A 19,072-nucleotide genomic window follows, 5' to 3' on the forward strand; every position below is an offset into this window, starting at 1 on the left:
CGTGATCCGTCAGGGGATGCGGGCGCCGAGCAGCATGGCCGCGGCGGCGGCGAGCATCGCGGCGATGATCGCGGCGACGAGGAACCGCTGGGTGATCTCCTGGTGCACCACCTTGAACCCGAGCGAGGTGCCGATCTGCGCGTAGACGTCCCGCAGTTCGCTCCCCGACTCGGCGGTGTACGCCCGGCCCCCGGTGCCGTCGGACAACGACTGCAGCGTGGCCTTGTTGACCGGCACCTGCACCGCCCGGTTGTCGATCGTCACGGTGCCCTCCGGCGTGCCGTACGCGATCGTGGACACCGGCACCTTGGCGCCGACGGCCGCCTCCACGGCCTCGTTGACCGACCGGCCGGAGGTGTTGTCGCCGTCCGACAGCAGCACGATCGCCGCGGGCGGCGGGTCGGTCACCGCCCGCTGGTCGAACGACCTGATCGAGTCGAGCGAGTTGAACACCGCCTCGCCGATCGCCGTGCCGGCCCGGGTGGTCAGGCTGGAGATGGCGGTGGTCACGGCCGCGTGGTCGGTCGTGGGGGAGATCACCACGGCCGCCGACCGGGCGAAGGCCACCACGCCGACGTTGAACCGGTCCGGCAGGTCCCGTACGAACTGCTGGGCGGCCTGCTTGGCCGCGACGAGCCGGGTGGGCTCGACGTCGTTGGAATCCATCGACAGCGACACGTCCACAGCGATCATGATGGTGGCCCGGTCCCTGGGCACCTTGACCGCGCCCGCGGGCCTGGCCGCGCCCATGACCAGCAGGGCCATCATGATCAGGAACAACACGGCCGGCACGTGCCGCCGCCACGAGGGCCGCTCCGGCGCCACCAGCGACAGCAGCGCCAGGTTCGTGAAGCGCAGCGTGTAGCGGCGGCGGGCGAACTGCAGCGCCACGTACGCCGCGATCATCGCGGCGACCAGGACGAACAGCCAGAGCCAGCCGGGGGACAGGAAGGTCACGCGCCCGCCCTCCTGCCCGCGGCCCGCCGCATCAAATGGGCCGTGCGCCGCTGCCGCAGCACGAACCCGGCGAGGTCGAAGACCCAGTCGCGGTCGGTGCGCAGGACCAGGTGCGCGGCCCCGGCCCGGCGCAGCGCCGTACGGATCTCCCAGCGCTGCTCGGCCGCCGCCTCGGCGTACCGCTCCCTGATCCCGCGCGACAGGTGGACGCCGCGCGAGCGCCCGGTCTCCGGATCGGTGAGGGTGACGAAACCGACGTCGGGAAGCTCCAGCTCGCGCGGGTCGACCACCTCGACGGCCAGCACCTGGTGCCGCGCGGCCAGGCGGCGGAGCGGCGGCTCCCAGGAGTCCGCCGGGTCGAGGAAGTCGGAGACGACCACCCGCAGCCCTCGTTTGCGGTGCGCCGCCGCCATCATCTCCAGCCCCTCCCCGAGATCGACCGAGCCCTGCGCGGGCGGCGCGCCGAGCAGCGAGTGCAGTAACGCGTAGAGCCGGGGCCTGCCCTGCCGGGCCGGATACCGGTGCACGTCGTCGCCGTACAGGATGTAGGCGCCGAACCGGTCGCCCACCCGTCCGGCGAGGATCCCGATCGCCCCCACGGCGGAGATGACCAGGTCGCGTTTGGAGACCTCGGCGGTGCCGAACTCCATGCTGGCCGACAGGTCGGCCAGCGCCCAGGTCTCCAGCTCCCGGTCGGCGATCAGGTCCCGCACGTGCGGGACCGTCGTGCGGGCGGTCACCGCCCAGTCCATGCGGCGCACGTCGTCCTCGCCGGGCACGTACACCCGGCTGTCGCCGTGCTCGCTGCCCGGCCCGGGGATGAGCCCCTGGTGGCGGCCCTGCAGCAACCCGTCCAGCCGCCGCACCACCGTGAGCTCCAGCCGCCGGAGCGCCTGGTCGGGGTTGCCGCCGCTCATCGCATGCCCTGGTTCCACACCACGAGGGGCGGCGGCACGGCCCGCAGGATGCGCCCGACGACCTCGGCGGGGTCCACCTCGTCGGCCAGCGCGTCGAAGGTGAGCATCAGCCGGTGCGCCATCACGTCCACGGCGACGTCGCGGATGTCGTCGGGCAGCAGGTAGTCGCGGCCGCGCAGCAAAGCCAGCGCCCGCCCGGCGGAGACCAGGCCCAGCGTCGCCCGCGGGCTCACCCCGATCTCGATCGTGTCCTCCAGGTCGGGCAGGCCGTACTCCGACGGGGTCCGCGTCGCCATGACCAGCCGTACGACGTAGTCGGCCACGAGCTGGTGCACCGAGACCTCCTCGGCCATGTCCTGCAGCCGCAGCAGGGTGGCCGGGTCCAGCACCGGCCTCGGCACCGGCGGCCGGACGCTCATCCGCTGGAGGATCTCCAGCTCCTCGTGGGCGCTCGGGTGGGACACCAGCACCCGGAACAGGAACCGGTCGCGCTGCACCTCGGGCAGCGGGTAGACGCCCTCGGACTCGATCGGGTTCTGCGTGGCGAGCACGACGAACGGGCGGGGCAGCGGGTGGGTCCGCCCGGCGAGCGTGACCTGCCGCTCGGCCATCACCTCCAGCAGCGCCGACTGCACCTTCGCCGGGGCGCGGTTGATCTCGTCGGCCAGCAGGAAGTTCACGAACACCGGCCCGAGCTCGACGTCGAAGCTCTCGGAGCCGGGATGGTAGACGCGGGTGCCGACGATGTCACTGGGCACGAGGTCGGGGGTGAACTGGATCCGGGCGAACGATCCGCCGGTCACGGTGGCCAACGTGGAGGCCGCGAGGGTCTTGGCCACCCCCGGCACGCCTTCCAGCAGGCAGTGCCCCCGGGCGAGCAGCGCCACCAGCAGCCGCTCCACCATGTGGTCCTGCCCCACGATCACACGGCGGACCTCGGCCAGCGCGTCCATCAGGGAATCCAGCCGAGCCTCCCCGTCCTCCTGCTCCGCGACGCCCTCGCCGGGCTCGGGGTCACTGCGTTCATCGGCAACGGTCATGCTCGTTATTCAACCGTGACTCGGCGGGAGAATCCATTTCTCTCCCATTTGCCCGTCCCGGCGCGCGCCACACCCCCTGTCGCGCCCGTGTGTTGTCGTGCTTGTGTGTTTTGATGTGGAGGAGATGGTGACCCCTCTGCAGTACGGCGACCCGTCCCACGTGGGACCGATCGCGTTGCAGGCACGCCTGCGCACGGCCCAGGGCGGCCTCGTCTACCTGGGTCAGGCACCCGACGGCCGGGTGGTGTCGGTGGCGGTCCTCAGCAGCGGCGCCGCCCTCGACGCCGCGGCCCGGGACCGGTTCGTCACCGCGATCAGAGAGGCCGAGCGGCAGGGCCGTACGGGCGTGCTCGGGTGGGGCGCCTCCCTGGTGGACCGGATGCGCGGCCGGGGCGCCCCCGACACGCCGACCGTCCTGGCCATGCACGACGGTCCCGCCCCCTGGGTCGCGGTGCCGTACGTGCCGAACGCCCCCGGGGCCGAGCGGTTCCTCGACCCGGTCACGGTGTCCGGCACGCTCATCGGGCAGCGGCACGGGCCCGACTTCCTGCACTACTGGCAGGGCGACGCCACCCCCGCGGTGCCCGGCCCGCCGGCCCCGCCGCCCCCGGTGGTCGCCACCCGCCGCTCGGTCGTGCTCGCCTCGACGCTGCTCGCCACCCTGGTACTCGTGCTCCTCGTGGCGGCCTGGCTGCTGCTGTTCCGCGGCGAGGACGAGCAGGAACCGGCCCGGCCGCTGCCGAACACGCAGTTCGTGCCCAGCCCGCCGCCCGAGCCCGCCTCGCCGGTGCCGCAGCGGCCCACCCCCGGCCAGTCCGGGAGCGGCAGCGAGTCGCCGTGGCCGATGGACCTCGACGACGGCCGCGGTCCCATCTGAGCCCCGCGTACGTCCGGCCGACGTGTCAGTCAGGCTGGGGGCGGCGGACGCGGGGGACGGGCTGGCCGCGGCGGGCGGCCTCGGCCTTCAGGCGCTTCCTGAGCAGCCTGCCCTGGCCGAGGAACGAGCGGTTCCGCTCGCGGCGGTTCCCGGAGAGGCTCCAGTCGTTCAGGGCCCGCTCGACCCGCACGCCGAGCCGGTCGCCCGCCCCGGTCGCGGTCCCGACGAGCACCACGTTCTCCTGCCACTCCATGGCCGGGCCGTGCCGGTGGAAGGTCAGGCACACCGGCCCCTCGGCCGCCTGGACCCCCGCGGGCAGGCGCAGGTCGAAACCGGCCTCGGTGCGTACGGCCGAGCGGGTGCGCACCGCCAACGGCACGCCGTCGGCGACCATGGTGACGACGGGCTCGCCCAGGCGGGCCGCGCGATCGGCGAAGGGCCGCCAGTCCGCCGGCGGGGCCGATCGGCTCGGCAGCCGGGGGCCTGTGGGGGCCGGATCGGAGGCGGGGACCGCGATGTCCCCGGGGGCCGTCCAGATCTCGGGTGTCCTGGACAGGTCGCCCTCGGGCCACCAGACGATCCTCTCGGGGGTGACCTCCACCCAGATGCGAGCGAAATACCATCCCAGCCGCTTCATCAGGAACCACGGCATCCCGGCGAACCCGGCGCCGGTCTTGGCGAGCGACTCGCGGACGTACCGGTCGGTATTGGCCTGCAGATCCGCGTCGCGTACGGTCGCCCGGCCCTGCACGAGGACGACGGGCGCCCGGTGACGGACACGGTCCGGTCCGGTGCCCTCGGCATCGGAGCAGAGCAGCGCGACGCGCGGGTCGCGCCGGGCGCGCTCGGCCTTGTCCGGGTAGGTGAGCCCGGTGCTCACGTCCAGCGTGCCGCCTGAGCCGACGTACGGCGTGACGGGCCAGGTGACGGGCCGGCCGTCGCGGGTCAGCGAGGCGTACTCGCACACCATGGCGCGGTCGAAGAGCTCGGCCGTCTCGCGCGGCCACATGGTCGATACGGGCGTGGTCATCACGGCTCCAGGACGGCGTTCGCGGGGGCGGCGGCGCCGTACAGGCGGGTGAAACGCCGCCGGTAGGCCGGCCACCAGAACAGGCGGAACATGAGCCGGGCCACGACGGGCAGGTCGGCGTACGACGTGGCGAGCAGGCGGGTGTCCGCACTCGAGGCGAGCCAGCCGAAGATGACGGGGACCCGGCGGCGGCCGAAGTCGTCCATCGCCCGACGTTTGTCGGCCTCGACGTCGTCGAGGGTGAGGTGGCGGAGCATGAGCGGCACGGCGGTCCGCTCCTCGTGGTCGAGGTGCTCGTTGACGAGTTCGTGCAGCCGCCGCAGGGTGGGCGCGCGCCCGGCCAGGGGTACCCCGCGGTCGGAGGCGGCCGCGACGAGCGGGTCGAGCACGGCGTGCTCGGACTCCAGCTCGGCCAGCACGTCCGCCGCCTCCGGGGCGCGGCCGGCGAGCGTGGGCCACAGGTGGGCGTCCTCGTGCGAGTGGTGGGCGTGCAGCATGTCCAGCACGAGCGCGAGCTGCTCCTCCAGCAGTTCCTCGTGCGCGTCGTCACGCGGGTTCGCGCACGCCTCGGCCAGGCGGCCGAACTCGGCGCGGAAACCGGCGTGCATCATCAGGAAGCCGGTCAGGTGTTCTGGTGTGATCATCAGTCTGTTCCCTCACTGTCGGGAACAGCGTGCGCGTCACGCCCCTACGCGCACTTGTCGAGGGCTTGTCGGGCCCTTGCCAGCCAGTAGCCCCCGCCCGCCTGCTCCAGCAGGCGCACCGCCTCCCGCAGGTGGGCCCGCGCCCCCTCGCGGTCCCCGAGCGCCAGCAGCGCCTCGCCCATGTGGCCGTCGTACGCGCCGTCGATCGTGGTGCAGGTGCCGCTCACATGCAGCAGCCCGGCGAAGGGACGGAACGCGTCGTACACCTCCCGCACGACGTCCGTCTCGCCGAGCCGGATCGCCGCGTGCAGCCGGCACATGGCGGACATCGACCAGTGGTAGTCGCGCGGCGGCAGCGGGGTCTCATGCAGGAGCCGCCGGGCACGCTCGTGCTCGCCCCGGTCCGCCAGCGCGTACGCCAGGACGTAGGCGAGCCCGGCCATGCCCGTCCGCCGGAACATCTCCTCGATCCATTCCGCCTCCTCGGCGAGACGGTCCTCCTGAATGAGCGTCTCGGCCCGCACCGCGAGCATGCCCACCTCGAAGTACGCGAGATCGGAGAAGGACAGCGTCGCCCTGACGGGCTCGAAGTGGCGAGTCGGGTCCGGCACACCCTGGAACAGGTCGAGACCGACGTGTGCGATCGCCGCCTGCAGTGCCAATGTGGGGTTGTGCAGGTCGCGCAGCAGCGCGCCGGTCTCCGTCAGCAGCGCGCGGGCCTGCGGCACGCGCCCGTGCTCGACGTGATGGGCGACGAGGTGGAGCTGGGCGATCACCCTGAGCTGGGACGACAGGTCCGGCTCGGCCAGCAGGCGCCGCGCGGTCGCGGCGAGCTGCTCGATGAAGTCCTGTCCCTGCATGGCGAGCAGCCGCAGGTGGAGCACGCGCCGCAGCAGGGCGGGGTCGCCCAGGCGTTCGGCCGCCGCCACGGCCTGCGACGAGACCGCGTCGACCTCGTCCTCGCGGCCGGTCTGGGCGAGCACGACGGCCCGGACGGCCTGTGCCGTCGCCCACGCGGACGTGTCCGGGGACAGCTCGCGCACGGCCCGGTCCATCGCCTCCCGCAGGGCGGCAACATCGAGGCCGTAGCGGAACGGCACCCAGACGCCGTGTCCCATCGCGATGTCGGCGGCCCTGACGGCCTGGTCCAGGTCGGCGCCGGCCAGGGCGAGCGCCTGCTCGACCGCCTCGTAGCCCTCGTCGAACCGCCCGGCGGCGTAACGGCTCTCGGCCAGTCCGACGGCGAGCTCGAACCGCTCGGCCGGACCGGCCCCGGCCGGTTCGGCCGCCGCCAGCGCCTCCTGCCACGACACGGCCGCGTCGTCGGGCGCGTGCCGCCGCAGGGCCGCCCGCGCGGCGCGGGCGGAGTAGTCCATCGCCATGCGGGCGGGCTCCGCGCCCAGCTCCGCCGCCGCCAGCCAGTGCCGCGCGATCACCGCCGCGTGGTCGTCCCGGTCCCCGTGGACGTGGGTGAGGACGCCGGCGACCTGCTCGTGCACGCGCGCCCGCCACAGCCGCGACCGGCGCGACAGCAACGCGTCGGTCACCAGGGCGTGCGCGAACTCGTACCCGCCCAGCCGGTACGACGACTCCCGGATCAGCCCCGCCTCGAGGGCCGCGTCGAGCGGCGGCAGCAGGTCGCCGACCGTGCCGCCGGCGACCCGGGCCAGGACGCCCGCCTCGAACTCGTCGCCCATCACGGCGGCGAGCTCCAGCACGCGGGCCGCCTCCGCCCCCAGGGCCGCCACCCGGTGCAGCACGACGTCCAGCACGCCCTGCGGCAGCTCCTCACCCGCCCGGGCCAGCTCCGCGAGGAAGAACGGGTTCCCGGCGGTGCGCCCGCGCAGCTCCTCGGCCCTGCGGCCGCCCGGGTCGCGGCCGGACAACTCCCGGACGAGCGCGCGGACCTCCTCGGCGGTGAGCCCGTCGAGCCCGAGCCTGCGCGCGCCGAGCCGCGACAGCGCCGACAGCGTGCCGGTGAGCGCCGACGCCTCGTGCCGCCGGAAGGTCGCCACCAGCAGCAGACCCGGCCGGGCGGTGGACGCCACGTGGACCAGCAGCCGCAGCGTCGCGTCGTCGGCCGCGTGGACGTCCTCCAGCACGACGATCACCGGGCCGGTGTCGGCCAGGAACGTGCCGACCGCCTCGAAGAACCGCAGCCGCGCCCCCTGCGCGTCGGCCGCCGGAATCGCCTCCAGCCCGCCCGACAGGAACGTGCTGACCTCGCCGGGCAGGGCGGCCTCCGGGAACGCGGCGGCGAGGTCGCGCAGGACCCGTTCCCAGGGCCACAGGGCGGGCGCCGTCTCGTGGTCGGGACTCGACCCCCAGCCCACCGGCACGGCGGTGGTCGCGCGGAACCGCTTCAGCAGGCTCGTCTTGCCGACCCCCGGCTCGCCGTCCACCAGCACGACCTGCCCGGCGTCGGACGACGCCTTGGCCGCCGCGTGCAGGAACTCCAGCGCGCTCTCGCGGCCGACGAAGACCGTCTGGTCCGCCGCGGGCTCGGGAGCCCTGCGCGCCGTCGCCTGTTTCGAAGCCGTCCGCTTCGGCGTCGTCTCTCTCGGCGTCTCTTCCGGCGTCTCTTTCGGGGTCCGCGCCGGAGGCCGCCGCGGGGGTGACGGCGTGGTGGGCCGCTCCGGCGGGAGCAGCGCCGGGTCCTGGCGCAGCACCGCGCCTTCGAGCGCCCGCAGCCGCGGCCCGGGGTCGATGCCCAGCTCCCCGGCGAGCACCTCCCGCACCCTGCGCAGGCGTTCGAGGGCCGCGGCCTGCCGGCCCGCCCGGTAGTCGGCCAGCACCAGCAGTTCCCAGGCACGCTCCCGCAGGGGGTGTTCGCGGACGAACGAGTCCAGCCGCGCGACCACGTCCGTGTGGCGGCCCAGTTCCAGCAGGGCCGTGGCCAGCCCCTCCACCGCGTCCAGCCGCACCTGTTCCAGACGGCCGATCTCCGGCTGGGCCCACTCCTCGGACCGCACGTCCGCGTACGGGTCGCCTCGCCACAGGTCGAGCGCCTCGGCGAGGGCGGCCGCGGCCTCCTCGTGCCGTCCCTCGGCCAGATCGCCGGACCCGGCCGACACGAGCGTCTCGAAGTCCCTCGTGTCGAGGCCGAGCCCGCCGGTCATCAGGCCGTACCCGTCGGCGGCGCTGACCAGGACGGCCGGGGTCGCGCCCGGCCGCCGGTCGGGCTCCAGCCGGCGGCGCAGGTTGGAGACGTAGACCTGCAGGCTCCCCTGGGCGCTGGGCGGCGGGTTGCCCGACCACAGGCGGTCGGCCAGGAGGTCCGCGGGGAGCACCCGGTCGGAGTTCATCACGAGGAGGGCCAGGAGGGCTCGCTGCTTCGGCGGTCCGGCCGATACGGCCTGCCCGGCCACGACGAGTTCCACGGGCCCGAGGACGTTCAGCCGCACGGGCCAATGGTAAGGAGCACCGTTCAACCGGTCCAATTGTTACATTTCCGGAGCTGTCCGATTTTCCAGCGCAACGACCGATCGTCCTGGTCGCGGCCGGACTTCGGCCGTTCTCGTCACCTTCGCCGACGTCGGCCACACGGCCGCCCGCTAGGCTCGGCTCTGTCCGGCCAGGGTCAAGCCGGGGCAAAAGCGGGGGCAAAGGGGGACGCGGCGCATGCACGCCGGGCAGATCGTGCTGCTGCTGCTCGCCGCGGTGGCCGCCGGGTGGGTCGACGCCGTCGTCGGCGGCGGGGGCGTGCTCCAGCTTCCGGTGCTGCTGCTGGCCGGCGTCCCGCCGGTCCAGGCGCTGGCGACGAACAAGTCCGCCGCCATCTTCGGCACGGCCTCGGCCGCCCTGACCTACGCCCGCAGGACGAAACTGGACCGCGCCGTGGCCGTGCCCGCCGCGGCGCTGGCGGTCGCCTTCGCCGGCCTGGGCGCCGCGTCGGCGGCCCTGCTCGACGCCGCCGTGCTGAAACCGCTGGTCATGGTCGTGCTGCTCGGAGTGGCCGCGTTCGTGACCCTGCGACCGGCGTTCGGCCGCCTGCCCCAGCCGCACCTGCGCACCCGGGGGCGTGTCGTGGCGGCGCTGGCGGTCTCGGGCATGGCGATCGCCTACTACGACGGCATTCTGGGGCCGGGCACCGGGACGTTCCTGCTCATCGCGTTCACCTCGATCCTCGGGATGGACTTCGTCCACGCCTCGGCCACGGCGAAAGTCATCAACACCGGCACGAACCTGGGCGCTCTCATCGTCTTCGCCGCGCAGGGGCACGTGCTGTGGGCCGTGGGACTGACCATGGCCGCCTGTAACATCGCCGGGGCGCAGATCGGCGCCCGGATGGCGCTCAGCCGCGGCTCCGGGTTCGTCCGGGCCGTCCTGCTGTGCGTGGTGGCGGCCCTGGTCGCCAAGCTCGCCTACGACCAGTTCCTCGCCACCTGACCACCCCTGATCCTCCGGGGGAGCCGGGACCGGGCCGCCGCCATGACGGATGTCATGGTCGGCACACGACGCTCGGCACTGATCACGCCGGCCGGCCATCCGTAGGCCGCGCGGTGGACCCGGCGACGGCCGGCGCCTCTGGGCCTCTCGTCCGCGTGCGCAGCTACGGCGTCTTCGGCGGCGTCAAGGTCACCCGCGCCTGATCGTCGGGCTCGCGCCGCGGCGCCCGTACGGCCGGGGCCGCGAGGGCGACGAACAGCGCGAGCAGGGCGGGCACCAGCAGCGCGTACGGGAGGGTGATTGCCTCCGCCAGGCCGCCGATGAGAACCGGGCCGGTCAGGAAACCGGTGTAGCCGAGACTCGCCACGGCCGCCAGCGCTCGGCCCGACTGCGCGGGGTCGCGGTGCCCGGCGGCCGAGAACACCTGCGGGATGATGCACGACAGTCCCGCGCCGAACAGCCCGAACGCCACCACACCGGCGACCGGCCGGGCCACGAGGACCCCGGCCGCGAGACCCGCCCCGGCGAGCACCCCGCAGCAGCGCACCAGCGTGACCGGGCCCAGCCAGGCGGCGAGACGGTCTCCGGCGAACCGCCCGGCCGTCATCATGATCGAGAAGGCGGCGTACGCCGCGGCGGCGAAGCCGGGGGAGGACCCCAGGTTGTCACGCAGGTAGACCGATCCCCAGTCGGCCGAGGCGCCCTCACCGACCAGGCAGCAGAACGCGAGGGCGCCGAGGAACAGCACGCCGCCGCTGACGCGCCGCCGGGCCGGGCCGCTTCCGGAGGGCGCGGAGGGCGCCGTGCGCCCCGGCGGGTCGTCGCGCAGCGCCCAGCGGGCGCTCAGCAGCGCGACGAGCAGGATGACCACGCCCACCGACGCGAAGGTCAGGGCCGGACTCACATCGGCGTGGGCGAACAGCCCACCTGCGGACGCCCCCGCGAACCCGCCGACGCTGAACACCGCGTGGAAGGACGACAGGATCGGCCTGCCGTAGGCCCGCTCGACCACGACGGCGTTGGCGTTCATCGCGACGTCGAGGGTGCCGTGGACCGAGCCGAAGACGAACAGGGCGAGTGCGAGCACCGGCAGGTTCGGGGCGTACGCGGGGAGCACGAGCACGACGCCCTGCGCGACGGCCACCGGCAGCATCGTCCGATAGCTGCCGTACCTGTCCACCAACCGGCCGACGATCTGCATGCCGGTGATCGCGCCGGCCGCGATGCCCAGCAGTCCCAGGCTCAGCGCGCCGTCGCTGAGCAGCAGGTCGGCCTTGACGGCGGGGATCCGGCTGGTCCAGGTGCCGATGGCCATCCCGGACAGCAGGAACAGACCGTAGACGGCCACCCGGGCGCGTACGAGCGTCGGACGGGCGGGGGCGGACAGGGCCATGTCGCATCGCTCCTCGAAGGCTGTGGTCGGGTCGGTAGAGGCCCGGGCCGCCGGGCCTGCCGAACTGTGGCGGTGTGCGTACGAATGCCGGTGGATGTGCGATCGATCACGTCCGGCGTGCGGGATGGTGGAAGCACCCGTCCGTGGCCGTGCTTCGGACACGCGTGCTTTGGACACGTGGGGGGATGCGGGGTGCGTGGGGGAGAGGGGCTACGCCGCGCCGGGCCGGCGCCGCCTGGCCTCACACGCGGCGCGGTGAGATCGGCGCTGTGCCATCGGACGCCATGGCGTAGGGACTGGGGATCGGCGCCGGCAGGCGGCGCTGCGACAGTGATCGGCACCGCGACAGCGGTCGGCGCGGTGACCAGGACGGTGAGCGGGACGGTGTGCTGGCCGAAGCCGGGCGGCCGCCCGTGAGGGCGGGACGAGACCCCGCACGATCGGCGGCGAAGTGACGTAGGCGGGCGGGCGACCTCCGTGGGCGTTCTGGTCGGGCGGGTACGGGACGGGCGGCGCGATCCCGCGTGGTGTGGATCCGTCAGGGAACGGACGCCGTCCCGGGAACCGTGCGCACGGTGACTCCGGCGGCGGCGAGGGCGTCGTGCTGGTCCTTGGGGATCCCGTCGTCGGTGACGACCACGTCGAGCCGGTCGAGTCCGCAGACCGCGCCGAACGCCGTCCGGTTGAACTTACCCGAGTCGCAGACCACCACCACCCGGCGGGCCGAGGCGATCGCGGCCTGCTTGATGGCCACTTCGGGCAGGTCGTGCGCGGTCAGACCGTGCTCGGCGGACAGGCCGCAGCAGCCGACGACCGCGGTGTCGAACCGCAGCGCCTTGATGGACGCCTCGGTGAGCGGACCGACGAAGTTCATCTCACCGTGACGCACCTCCCCGCCGGGCAGCACGAGACGGACGCGGGGCGCGGCGGCGAGCTCCTGCGCCGCCTGAAGCGCCAGCGGCAGCACGGTCAGCCGCCGGTCGCGTACGACCCGCGCGACCTCCAGCGCGGTCGTGCCGCCGTCGAGCACCACGGCCTCACCATCGGCGAGCAGGGAGGCGACCTCCGCGGCGATGCGCCGCTTGGCCTCGACCGCCTCACGCTCACGCACTCCGAACGGCGGTTCCTCGCCGCGCAGCAGCAGGCTCAGCGCGCCGCCGCGCACCCGCCGGACCACGCCCTGCTGAGCGAGTTCGTCGAGGTCGCGGCGGATGGTCATCTCCGAGACCCCGTACGCCAGTGCCAGCTCGGCCACGGAGACGCTGTCGGTCGTGCGCAGCGCATTCATGATCGCACGCATGCGGTCGGCACTTTCCATGTGTTCATTTGAACACATGGTCTGTCCGAGAGCAACTAAATCTACTTTGTAAGGCCGGGTGCGGGAGTCGAGACAGGATGGATCAACGCGGACATCCGAGCCAGCACACCGGGGTTGACCCGGTAGTACACCCATGTGCCCCGGCGTTCGGAGCCGATGAGCCCGGCCTGCCTGAGCACCTTCAGGTGGTGGCTGATCGTCGGCGGGGTGAGGTCGAAGGCGGCCGTGAGATCGCACACGCACGCCTCGCCGCCCTCGTGGCAGGCGATCAGCGACAGCAGGCGCAGCCGCACGGGATCGGCGACGGCCTTGAACAGCGGCGCGAGCTCCACGGCCTCACGCTCCGGCAGCGGCTCGCAGGTCAGCGGTGCGCAGCATCCCCCGCCGGGCGCATCCGCACCCGCGTCGGCGATCGGCGGCTGTTGCTTCGACATCTCTCTAATTTGACACATCTCTATTCAGGGGCACAATCTGCCGATAACTTGATTAGACAGTTGTCGAAGCAGCGGGCGTGCCTGCCGCTTCACGTCCACGGAGGAACCGATGTCCCGTGTTCAGCTCGCCCTGCGTGTCGCCGACCTGGAAGGGTCGATCGCCTTCTACTCCAAGCTGTTCGGCGTCGAGCCCGCCAAGCGGCGGCCCGGCTACGCCAACTTCGCCGTCGCCGAACCCCCGCTGAAGCTGGTGCTCCTGGAAGGCGAGCAGGGGGAGCCCACCCGGATGGACCACCTCGGCGTGGAGGTCGAGGACGCCGCGCAGGTCACGGCCGCGACCGAGCGGCTGAAGGAGGCCGGCCTGGCGACCTTCGAGGAGAACGACACCACCTGCTGCTACGCCCTGCAGGACAAGGTGTGGGTGCACGGCCCCGGAGGTGAGCCCTGGGAGGTGTACGTGGTCAAGGCCGACGCGGAGGTCATCGGCAGGAGCGGGACGGCGACCGCCGACGGTGCCGCGTGCTGCGGCACCTCTGAGGAGAAGGATTGAGGGAAGGCCGTCAACTGAAGATTGACGATCGAGAATCGTCAAGCTACGGTTGACGCATGAGCCCACTCAACATCAGCCTCGCCGACCTGATCGCCCGTCTCGACGAGGAACTCCCCGACGCCGACCACCTGGCCCGCATCAGCGAGGCGCAACTGCGCGCCCAGACCCTGTCCGACCTCGCCGACCAGCTCGTCGGCCACTACGTCGGCAAGGCCAAGCAGGCGGGCGCGTCGTGGAGCGAGGTCGGCGACGCCATCGGGGTGTCCAAACAGGCCGCCCAGCAACGCCACGCGCCGAACGTGTTCGATCGGTTCACCGACCTGAACCGGCACACCATCGTGCTGGCCCAGGAGGCCGCCCGAGCGCACAAGCACGACTTCATCGGCACCGAGCACATCCTGCTCGGCCTGCTCGGCGAACCCCGGGGCCTGGCGTACGAGGTGCTGATGGCGAAGACCGAGTCGGAGCCACGCATCCGCGACGCGATCGAGGAGGCGATGCCGCCGGCCGGGCCCAAGGCGCTGCGGGGCCACATCGCGTTCCGGCCGGAGAGCAAGGAGGTCATCGAGCACGCGAGCCGCGCGTCGGCAGACCTCGGCCACGACTGGGTCGGCACGGAACACACGCTGCTGGGCCTGATCCGCGCCGAGGAGAGCCCGGCCGCGCAGATCCTGCGCAACCTCGGCTTCACGTCGGACGAGCTGCACGAGACGGTCAGGACCGAGATCGCCAAGCGATCCGCGGCCCGCGACGAGTAGGCCGGCTCGACCTGCTCCCAGGCGTCCCCGTCCAGTGGCTTCGCACGCGGGTCGCCCCACTTCGTGGGTTCGGCCGAGACAGGCCGGAACAGATCGCCCGGCGCCGCACGTGACGGCGTGGCGCGTGGCTTGCAGGCCGGCCCGCTGACCGGCGCTGCCGCCGTCAGGCAGCCGTCATTCGGCGGCCCTTCGGCCGTCGGTCAGTGCGGTCGAGGACGTTCTCGCGGGCCGCGGCGTACTGCTCGCGGATCGCCGGCACCGGGTCCGCCTCGTGCGTCTCGACCTGCCCGATCGTCCACGACGGCGGTCGCTGCCCGCCCGACAGCACCCAGGCCGCCTGGCGGGCGGCGCCGTCGGCGACGTACTCGCCCAGTGGTGGGACGAGCACGGGGCGGCCGAAGACCGTCGGCGCGATCCGGCGCACCGCCTCCGAGCGGGCGCCGCCGCCGACCAGGATGACCCGGTCGACCGTCGTGCCCTGCGCGATCATCGCGTCCAGCCCGTCGGCGAGTGCGCACAGCATGCCCTCGACCGCCGCGCGGGCCAGGTGCGCGGCGGTCGAGGTTCGCAGGGTCAGGCCGTGCACGGCTCCGGTGGCGTGCGGGCGGTTCGGTGTGCGCTCGCCCTCCAGGTAGGGCACCAGGACCAGCCCGTCGGCGCCCGGCGGGGCCGACAGCGCCAGCGCCGACAGCTCCGCGTGGTCCACCCGCAGCATGGTCGCGGCCGCGTCCAGCACCCGGGCGGCGTTGAGCGTGCACACCAGCGGCAGGAACCGGCCGGTCATGTCGGCGAACCCGGCGACGATCCCGCTCGGGTCCGCGGCCGGCATGTCGGAGACGGTGGACACGATGCCCGAGGTGCCGATCGACACGATCACGTCACCCGGCTCGGCACCGGCACCCAGCGCCGCCGCGGCGCAGTCCCCGGCGCCGGGGCCCAGCGGCGCGCCGGTGCGCAGGTGCCCGGCCTGACCGGTCGGTCCGAGCACCTGCGGCAGCAGCACGTCGTCGCGGCCGAACGCCAGCCGGATCAGGTCCAGGCGGTAGTCACCGGCCGCGGCCGACCAGTATCCGGTCCCGCTGGCCTCGCTGCGGTCGGTGCGCAGCGCGTCGAGCCCCGGCGCGCCGGACAGTCGCCAGGTCAGCCAGTCGTGCGGCAGACACACCGCGGCCGTGCGGGCGGCGTTGTCCGGCTCGGCCGAGGCCAGCCAGCGCAGCTTGGTGACGGTGAAGCTGGCCACCGGTACCAGGCCGACCGCCTCCGCCCATGCTCGCCGTCCCGCCTCCCCGCCGCCGAGGTCCGAGATCAGGTCGGCGGCGGCGCCGGCCGAGCGGGTGTCGTTCCACAGCACCGCGTCCCGGATCACCGCGCCGCCCGCGTCCAGGCACACCATGCCCTGCATCTGCCCGGCGATCGAGGCCGCCGCCACGTCGTCCAGTCCGCCGGCCTGTGCGACCGCGTCGGACAGTGCGGCCTCCCACGCGGCCGGCGGGACGGCGGTCCCGGCGGGGTGTGGTGCGCGGCCTTCGCGCACCAGTTCCCCGGTCTCGGCGTCGCGGACGACGACCTTGCACGACTGGGTCGAGGAGTCGACCCCGGCCACGAGGGGCACCGGTCCTCCGGGGGTGTCGGGCGCGGACGAGCGCGCCGGCTGCGTCGCGAAGATCATGACATACCCGTCGCGGGCCACCGAAGCCGCTCGTGAGCGGCCCAGCCGGGGGGTCAGGTGGCCGTACAGGTGATGGGCGACGGCGCTCCGACGGTGCCGCCGGACCAGCTGATCGCGAAGTCCGTCGTCACCGACGCGCCCGGCGGCAGCGCGCCGTTCCAGGGCTGGTTGGGGACGGTCACCGTGCCTCCCGGCGGGACGCGGCCGCCGTTCCACATCTGCACCCAGCTCAGACCGTTGGGGACCTTGAAGGTGACGGTCCACGAGGAGATGGGCAGCGTTCCCGTGTTCCGCACCGTCAGTTCGCCGTATGAGGGCCCCGCCGACGACAGGATGAAACGGATCGTCGCTTCGCACGAGCGTGTACCGGTGGACGGCGACGGGCTGGGCGACGGTGAGGGGCTGGGCGACGGGGAGGGGCTGGGGGAAGGGCTGGGAGAGGGGCTCGGTGACGGTGAGGGGCTGGGCGTTGGCGAGGGGCACGGCGAGGCACTCGGCGAAGGGCTGGGGGAGGGGCTGGGCGACGGTGACGGCGAGGGGCTGACTGACGGCGTCGCCGAAGGGCTCACCGACGGGGAGGGGCTGACTGATGGTGACGCGCTGGGCGACGGCGTCGCTGATGGGCTGGCCGACGCTGACGGGCTGGGCGAGGGGGAGAGGCACGGCGAGGAGCCGCCGGACGGCGAGGGCGACGGGCCGGCCGACGGTGAGCGCGACGGACTGGCTGACGGCGAGGCCGGCGGCCAGCCTTCCACGGGCGGGATCCGGATGATCCGGTCGTCGCCGTAGACAGGAGTCCCGCCGGCGTCGTGGTTGCTCGTCGTCACCCAGAGCCAGCCGTCCGGGCCGACGGCGACGGTGCGCAGCCGTCCGTACCTCCCCTGAAGCTCGGCCACCGGCGTGCCCGCCATGCCGCCCGCGACCGGCACCGCCCACACCCGCGTCCCGCGCAGGGCCGCGGCGAAGACCGTCCCGTTGGCGTACGCCAGGCCGCTGGGCGACGCGTCGGCCGGGCGCCAGGTCACGATCGGGTCGCGCCAGCGTGCGTCTCCGCACACGCCCTGGCAGGACGGCCAGCCGTAGTTGCCTCCCGGGACGATGGCGTTGAGCTCGTCCCAGGCGTCCTCGCCGAACTCCGTGGCGTACAGCCTGCCACTGTCGTCCCAGGCGAGGCCTTGGACGTTGCGGTGGCCGTAGCTGTAGACCGGCGAGCCGGCGAACGGGTTGTCCGCGGGCACCGTGCCGTCGGGCCTGAGGCGCAGGATCTTGCCGCCCAGGGTGCCGTTCTGCGCGTTGACGGGGGTGCCTGCGTCGCCGGTGGCGACGTACAGCATGCCGTCGGGACCGAACGCGATCCGCCCGCCGTTGCGGGACTGGCCGCGCGGAATGCCGCTGAGGACGACCTGCTGCGTGTTGGGGGCGCCCCACCGGAACCGGACCACGCGGTTGTCGGAGGCGCTGGTGAAGTAGACGTAGACGAACTGGTCCTGAAGGAAGGCGGGGGACAAGGCGATGCCGAGAAGGCCGCCGTCGCCCGTCGTGTACACGTTCGGGATGGTGGTCACCCGTGTTTGCATGTATCCCGGATACACCCGCCAGATGTCCGCGGTGGCGCGTTCGGTCACGAGGGCGCTGCGGTCCGGCAGGAAGGCCATCCCCCAGGGTGACTGCAGTCCCGTGATGGAGACCTGCGCCCTGGTGAAGTCGAACCCGCCGGTGGCCGCTCCCGCGGGGACCGGCCGGGTCGCGACGAGCACCGCGGCGGCGGTCACGGCGCAGAGGACGGCCGCGAGTGCCGCGGACAGACGCTTGGGCATCACGTGCTCCCGGGAGGAGACGGGGACCGCATACCGGCTTGTCAATCATCGAAAGCGTCCGCCGCGCCCGAGGCAACGGACCGGCGGGAGCCCGTCCGGCGGCCTGCGTGTTCGTCCGCCGCAGGGGCCCGGGTGAGGAAACTTTCAGACCCGGCGACGGTGAGGGTCAGCGGGCCGCGGGCCGGACGCGGATGATCCGGTCGTCGTCGGCGGCCGGGCTCCCGCGGCCGTCGCGGTTGCTCGTCGCCACCCACAGCGAGCAGTCCGGCCCGACCGCCACGGTGCGCAGCCGCCCGTACGTCCCCTGGAACTCGGCCGCCGGGGTGCCCGCCGCGCCGTCGCTGATCGGCACCGTCCACAGCCGCGTCCCGCGCAGCGCCGCGGCGAAGAGCGTGCCCTTGGCGTACGCGAGGCCGCTGGGCGACGCCTCGGCGGGACTCCACGTCACGAGGGGATTGGTGAAGCGCGGGTCGGAGCACACGCCCTCGCAGATCGGCCAGCCGTAGTCGCGGCCGGGGAGGATGCGGTTGAGCTCGTCAAAGGTGTTCTGGCCGAACTCGGTGGCGTACAGCCGGCCGCTGTCGTCCCAGGCGAGTCCTTGGACGTTGCGGTGGCCGTAGCTGTAGACCGGCGAGCCGGCGTAAGGGTTGTCGACGGGCACCGTGCCGTCGGGCCTGAGGCGCAGGATCTTGCCGCCCAGGCTGTTCAGGTTCTGCGCGTTGGCCGAGTTCCCGGCGTCGCCCGTGCCCACGTACAGCCTGCCGTCCGGGCCGAACGCGATCCGCCCGCCGTTGTGGGTCTGGGCGCGGGGGATGCCCGTGAGGATCGGCTGCTGCGTCTGGGGCGAGCTCAGCCGGAACCGGACCACCCGGTTGTCGGTGGCGCTCGTGTAGTACGCGTAGACCCACTGGTCCAGGGCGTAGACCGGGGAGACCGCGATGCCGAGCAGGCCGCCCTCGCCCCCGGGCGACACGTTCGGGACCGTGGCCACCTTCACGGGCGCGGATCCGCGGCGCACCCGCATGATGTCCGCCGTGTCGCGCTGGGAGACGAGGGCGCTGCCGTCGGGCAGGAAGGCGATCCCCCAGGGCGCCCGCAGTCCCGTCGTGACCACCTGCGGGTGGGCGAAGTCGTATCCGCCGGTGTCCGCGCCCGCGGGCACCGGCCGGATCGCGACGAGAGCGGCGGACGCGGTCACCGCGCTGAGCGCGGCCGAGAGCGCCACGACGAGACGCTTGGGCATGAGAGGCTCCCGGTGCGGGACATTGGGCTTACGGCT

At 73.6% G+C, this 19,072-nt stretch carries 16 protein-coding genes; 4 read left to right on the plus strand and 12 right to left on the minus strand.

Going from position 1 to position 19,072, the window contains the following annotated elements:
- Window positions 1–9: 9 nt before the first annotated feature.
- The 3 genes from HHX33_RS25105 to HHX33_RS25115 are packed head-to-tail and all read right to left on the minus strand — an operon-like array spanning window position 10 to window position 2,914.
- Window positions 10–957 carry a VWA domain-containing protein gene (locus HHX33_RS25105; RefSeq protein ID WP_111697566.1) on the minus strand — a complete coding sequence of 316 codons (948 nt, stop codon included), beginning with the start codon at window positions 955–957 and terminating at the stop codon, window positions 10–12.
- Entirely contained in the window at window positions 954–1,874 is a 921-nt protein-coding gene (locus HHX33_RS25110; protein ID WP_111697567.1) for a DUF58 domain-containing protein, read from the minus strand. The genes HHX33_RS25105 and HHX33_RS25110 overlap by 4 nt, the downstream gene beginning before the upstream one ends.
- A complete protein-coding gene (locus HHX33_RS25115; protein WP_138460648.1) occupies window positions 1,871–2,914 on the minus strand; it encodes an AAA family ATPase in 1,044 nt (347 codons plus the stop codon). The genes HHX33_RS25110 and HHX33_RS25115 overlap by 4 nt, the downstream gene beginning before the upstream one ends.
- A 124-nt stretch (window positions 2,915–3,038) precedes the next feature.
- Here HHX33_RS25115 and HHX33_RS25120 point away from each other — a divergent pair, with 124 nt between their 5' ends.
- Entirely contained in the window at window positions 3,039–3,791 is a 753-nt protein-coding gene (locus tag HHX33_RS25120) for a hypothetical protein (protein WP_220502172.1), read from the plus strand.
- A 25-nt stretch (window positions 3,792–3,816) separates the two neighbouring features.
- Here the strand turns inward: HHX33_RS25120 and HHX33_RS25125 are convergent, their stop codons facing one another.
- Genes HHX33_RS25125 through HHX33_RS37370 form a run of 3 tightly spaced genes read right to left on the minus strand, consistent with a single transcriptional unit; the run spans window position 3,817 to window position 8,869 of the window.
- The gene (locus HHX33_RS25125) at window positions 3,817–4,821 is read right to left on the minus strand and encodes a hemerythrin (RefSeq protein ID WP_182876761.1); all 1,005 of its coding nucleotides are present in this window, start codon (window positions 4,819–4,821) and stop codon (window positions 3,817–3,819) included.
- A complete protein-coding gene (locus tag HHX33_RS25130; RefSeq protein WP_182876762.1) occupies window positions 4,821–5,465 on the minus strand; it encodes a hemerythrin domain-containing protein in 645 nt (214 codons plus the stop codon). The genes HHX33_RS25125 and HHX33_RS25130 overlap by 1 nt, the downstream gene beginning before the upstream one ends.
- Before the next feature lie 44 nt (window positions 5,466–5,509).
- The gene (locus tag HHX33_RS37370; RefSeq protein WP_182876763.1) at window positions 5,510–8,869 is read right to left on the minus strand and encodes a BTAD domain-containing putative transcriptional regulator; all 3,360 of its coding nucleotides are present in this window, start codon (window positions 8,867–8,869) and stop codon (window positions 5,510–5,512) included.
- Window positions 8,870–9,086: 217 nt separating this feature from the next.
- On the opposite strand from HHX33_RS37370, the gene HHX33_RS25140 reads away from it, so the two are divergent.
- Complete coding sequence (locus HHX33_RS25140) at window positions 9,087–9,854, plus strand: TSUP family transporter (RefSeq protein WP_182876764.1); 768 nt, start codon at window positions 9,087–9,089, stop codon at window positions 9,852–9,854.
- A 163-nt stretch (window positions 9,855–10,017) separates the two neighbouring features.
- Here HHX33_RS25140 and HHX33_RS25145 read toward each other — a convergent pair whose 3' ends face one another.
- From HHX33_RS25145 to HHX33_RS25155, 3 genes are all read right to left on the minus strand, one after another.
- Complete coding sequence (locus tag HHX33_RS25145; protein WP_182876765.1) at window positions 10,018–11,247, minus strand: MFS transporter; 1,230 nt, start codon at window positions 11,245–11,247, stop codon at window positions 10,018–10,020.
- Between the two features lie 538 nt (window positions 11,248–11,785).
- The gene (locus HHX33_RS25150) at window positions 11,786–12,565 is read right to left on the minus strand and encodes a DeoR/GlpR family DNA-binding transcription regulator (RefSeq protein ID WP_111697576.1); all 780 of its coding nucleotides are present in this window, start codon (window positions 12,563–12,565) and stop codon (window positions 11,786–11,788) included.
- A 41-nt stretch (window positions 12,566–12,606) separates the two neighbouring features.
- Window positions 12,607–12,999: an ArsR/SmtB family transcription factor gene (locus HHX33_RS25155; RefSeq protein WP_182876766.1), complete on the minus strand. Its 393-nt coding sequence runs from the start codon at window positions 12,997–12,999 to the stop codon at window positions 12,607–12,609.
- Between the two features lie 109 nt (window positions 13,000–13,108).
- On the opposite strand from HHX33_RS25155, the gene HHX33_RS25160 reads away from it, so the two are divergent.
- Together HHX33_RS25160 and HHX33_RS25165 are read left to right on the plus strand one after the other, a co-directional pair.
- Complete coding sequence (locus tag HHX33_RS25160) at window positions 13,109–13,549, plus strand: ArsI/CadI family heavy metal resistance metalloenzyme (RefSeq protein WP_182876767.1); 441 nt, start codon at window positions 13,109–13,111, stop codon at window positions 13,547–13,549.
- Window positions 13,550–13,605: 56 nt separating this feature from the next.
- A complete protein-coding gene (locus tag HHX33_RS25165; RefSeq protein ID WP_182876768.1) occupies window positions 13,606–14,307 on the plus strand; it encodes a Clp protease N-terminal domain-containing protein in 702 nt (233 codons plus the stop codon).
- Window positions 14,308–14,470: 163 nt separating this feature from the next.
- Here the strand turns inward: HHX33_RS25165 and HHX33_RS25170 are convergent, their stop codons facing one another.
- The 3 genes from HHX33_RS25170 to HHX33_RS25180 all read right to left on the minus strand — a co-directional run bounded on the left by HHX33_RS25170 (window position 14,471) and on the right by HHX33_RS25180 (window position 19,036).
- Complete coding sequence (locus HHX33_RS25170) at window positions 14,471–15,919, minus strand: xylulokinase (RefSeq protein ID WP_182876825.1); 1,449 nt, start codon at window positions 15,917–15,919, stop codon at window positions 14,471–14,473.
- A gap of 110 nt (window positions 15,920–16,029) precedes the next feature.
- On the minus strand, window positions 16,030–17,793 hold the full coding sequence (locus HHX33_RS25175; RefSeq protein ID WP_182876769.1) for a PQQ-dependent sugar dehydrogenase: 1,764 nt from the start codon (window positions 17,791–17,793) through the stop codon (window positions 16,030–16,032).
- 166 nt (window positions 17,794–17,959) lie between these two features.
- On the minus strand, window positions 17,960–19,036 hold the full coding sequence (locus HHX33_RS25180) for a PQQ-dependent sugar dehydrogenase (protein WP_182876770.1): 1,077 nt from the start codon (window positions 19,034–19,036) through the stop codon (window positions 17,960–17,962).
- Window positions 19,037–19,072 lie beyond the last annotated feature (36 nt).

Source organism: Microbispora sp. H10670, from assembly GCF_014161385.1.
In the GTDB taxonomy this organism is placed as follows: Bacteria; Actinomycetota; Actinomycetes; order Streptosporangiales; family Streptosporangiaceae; genus Microbispora; species Microbispora triticiradicis.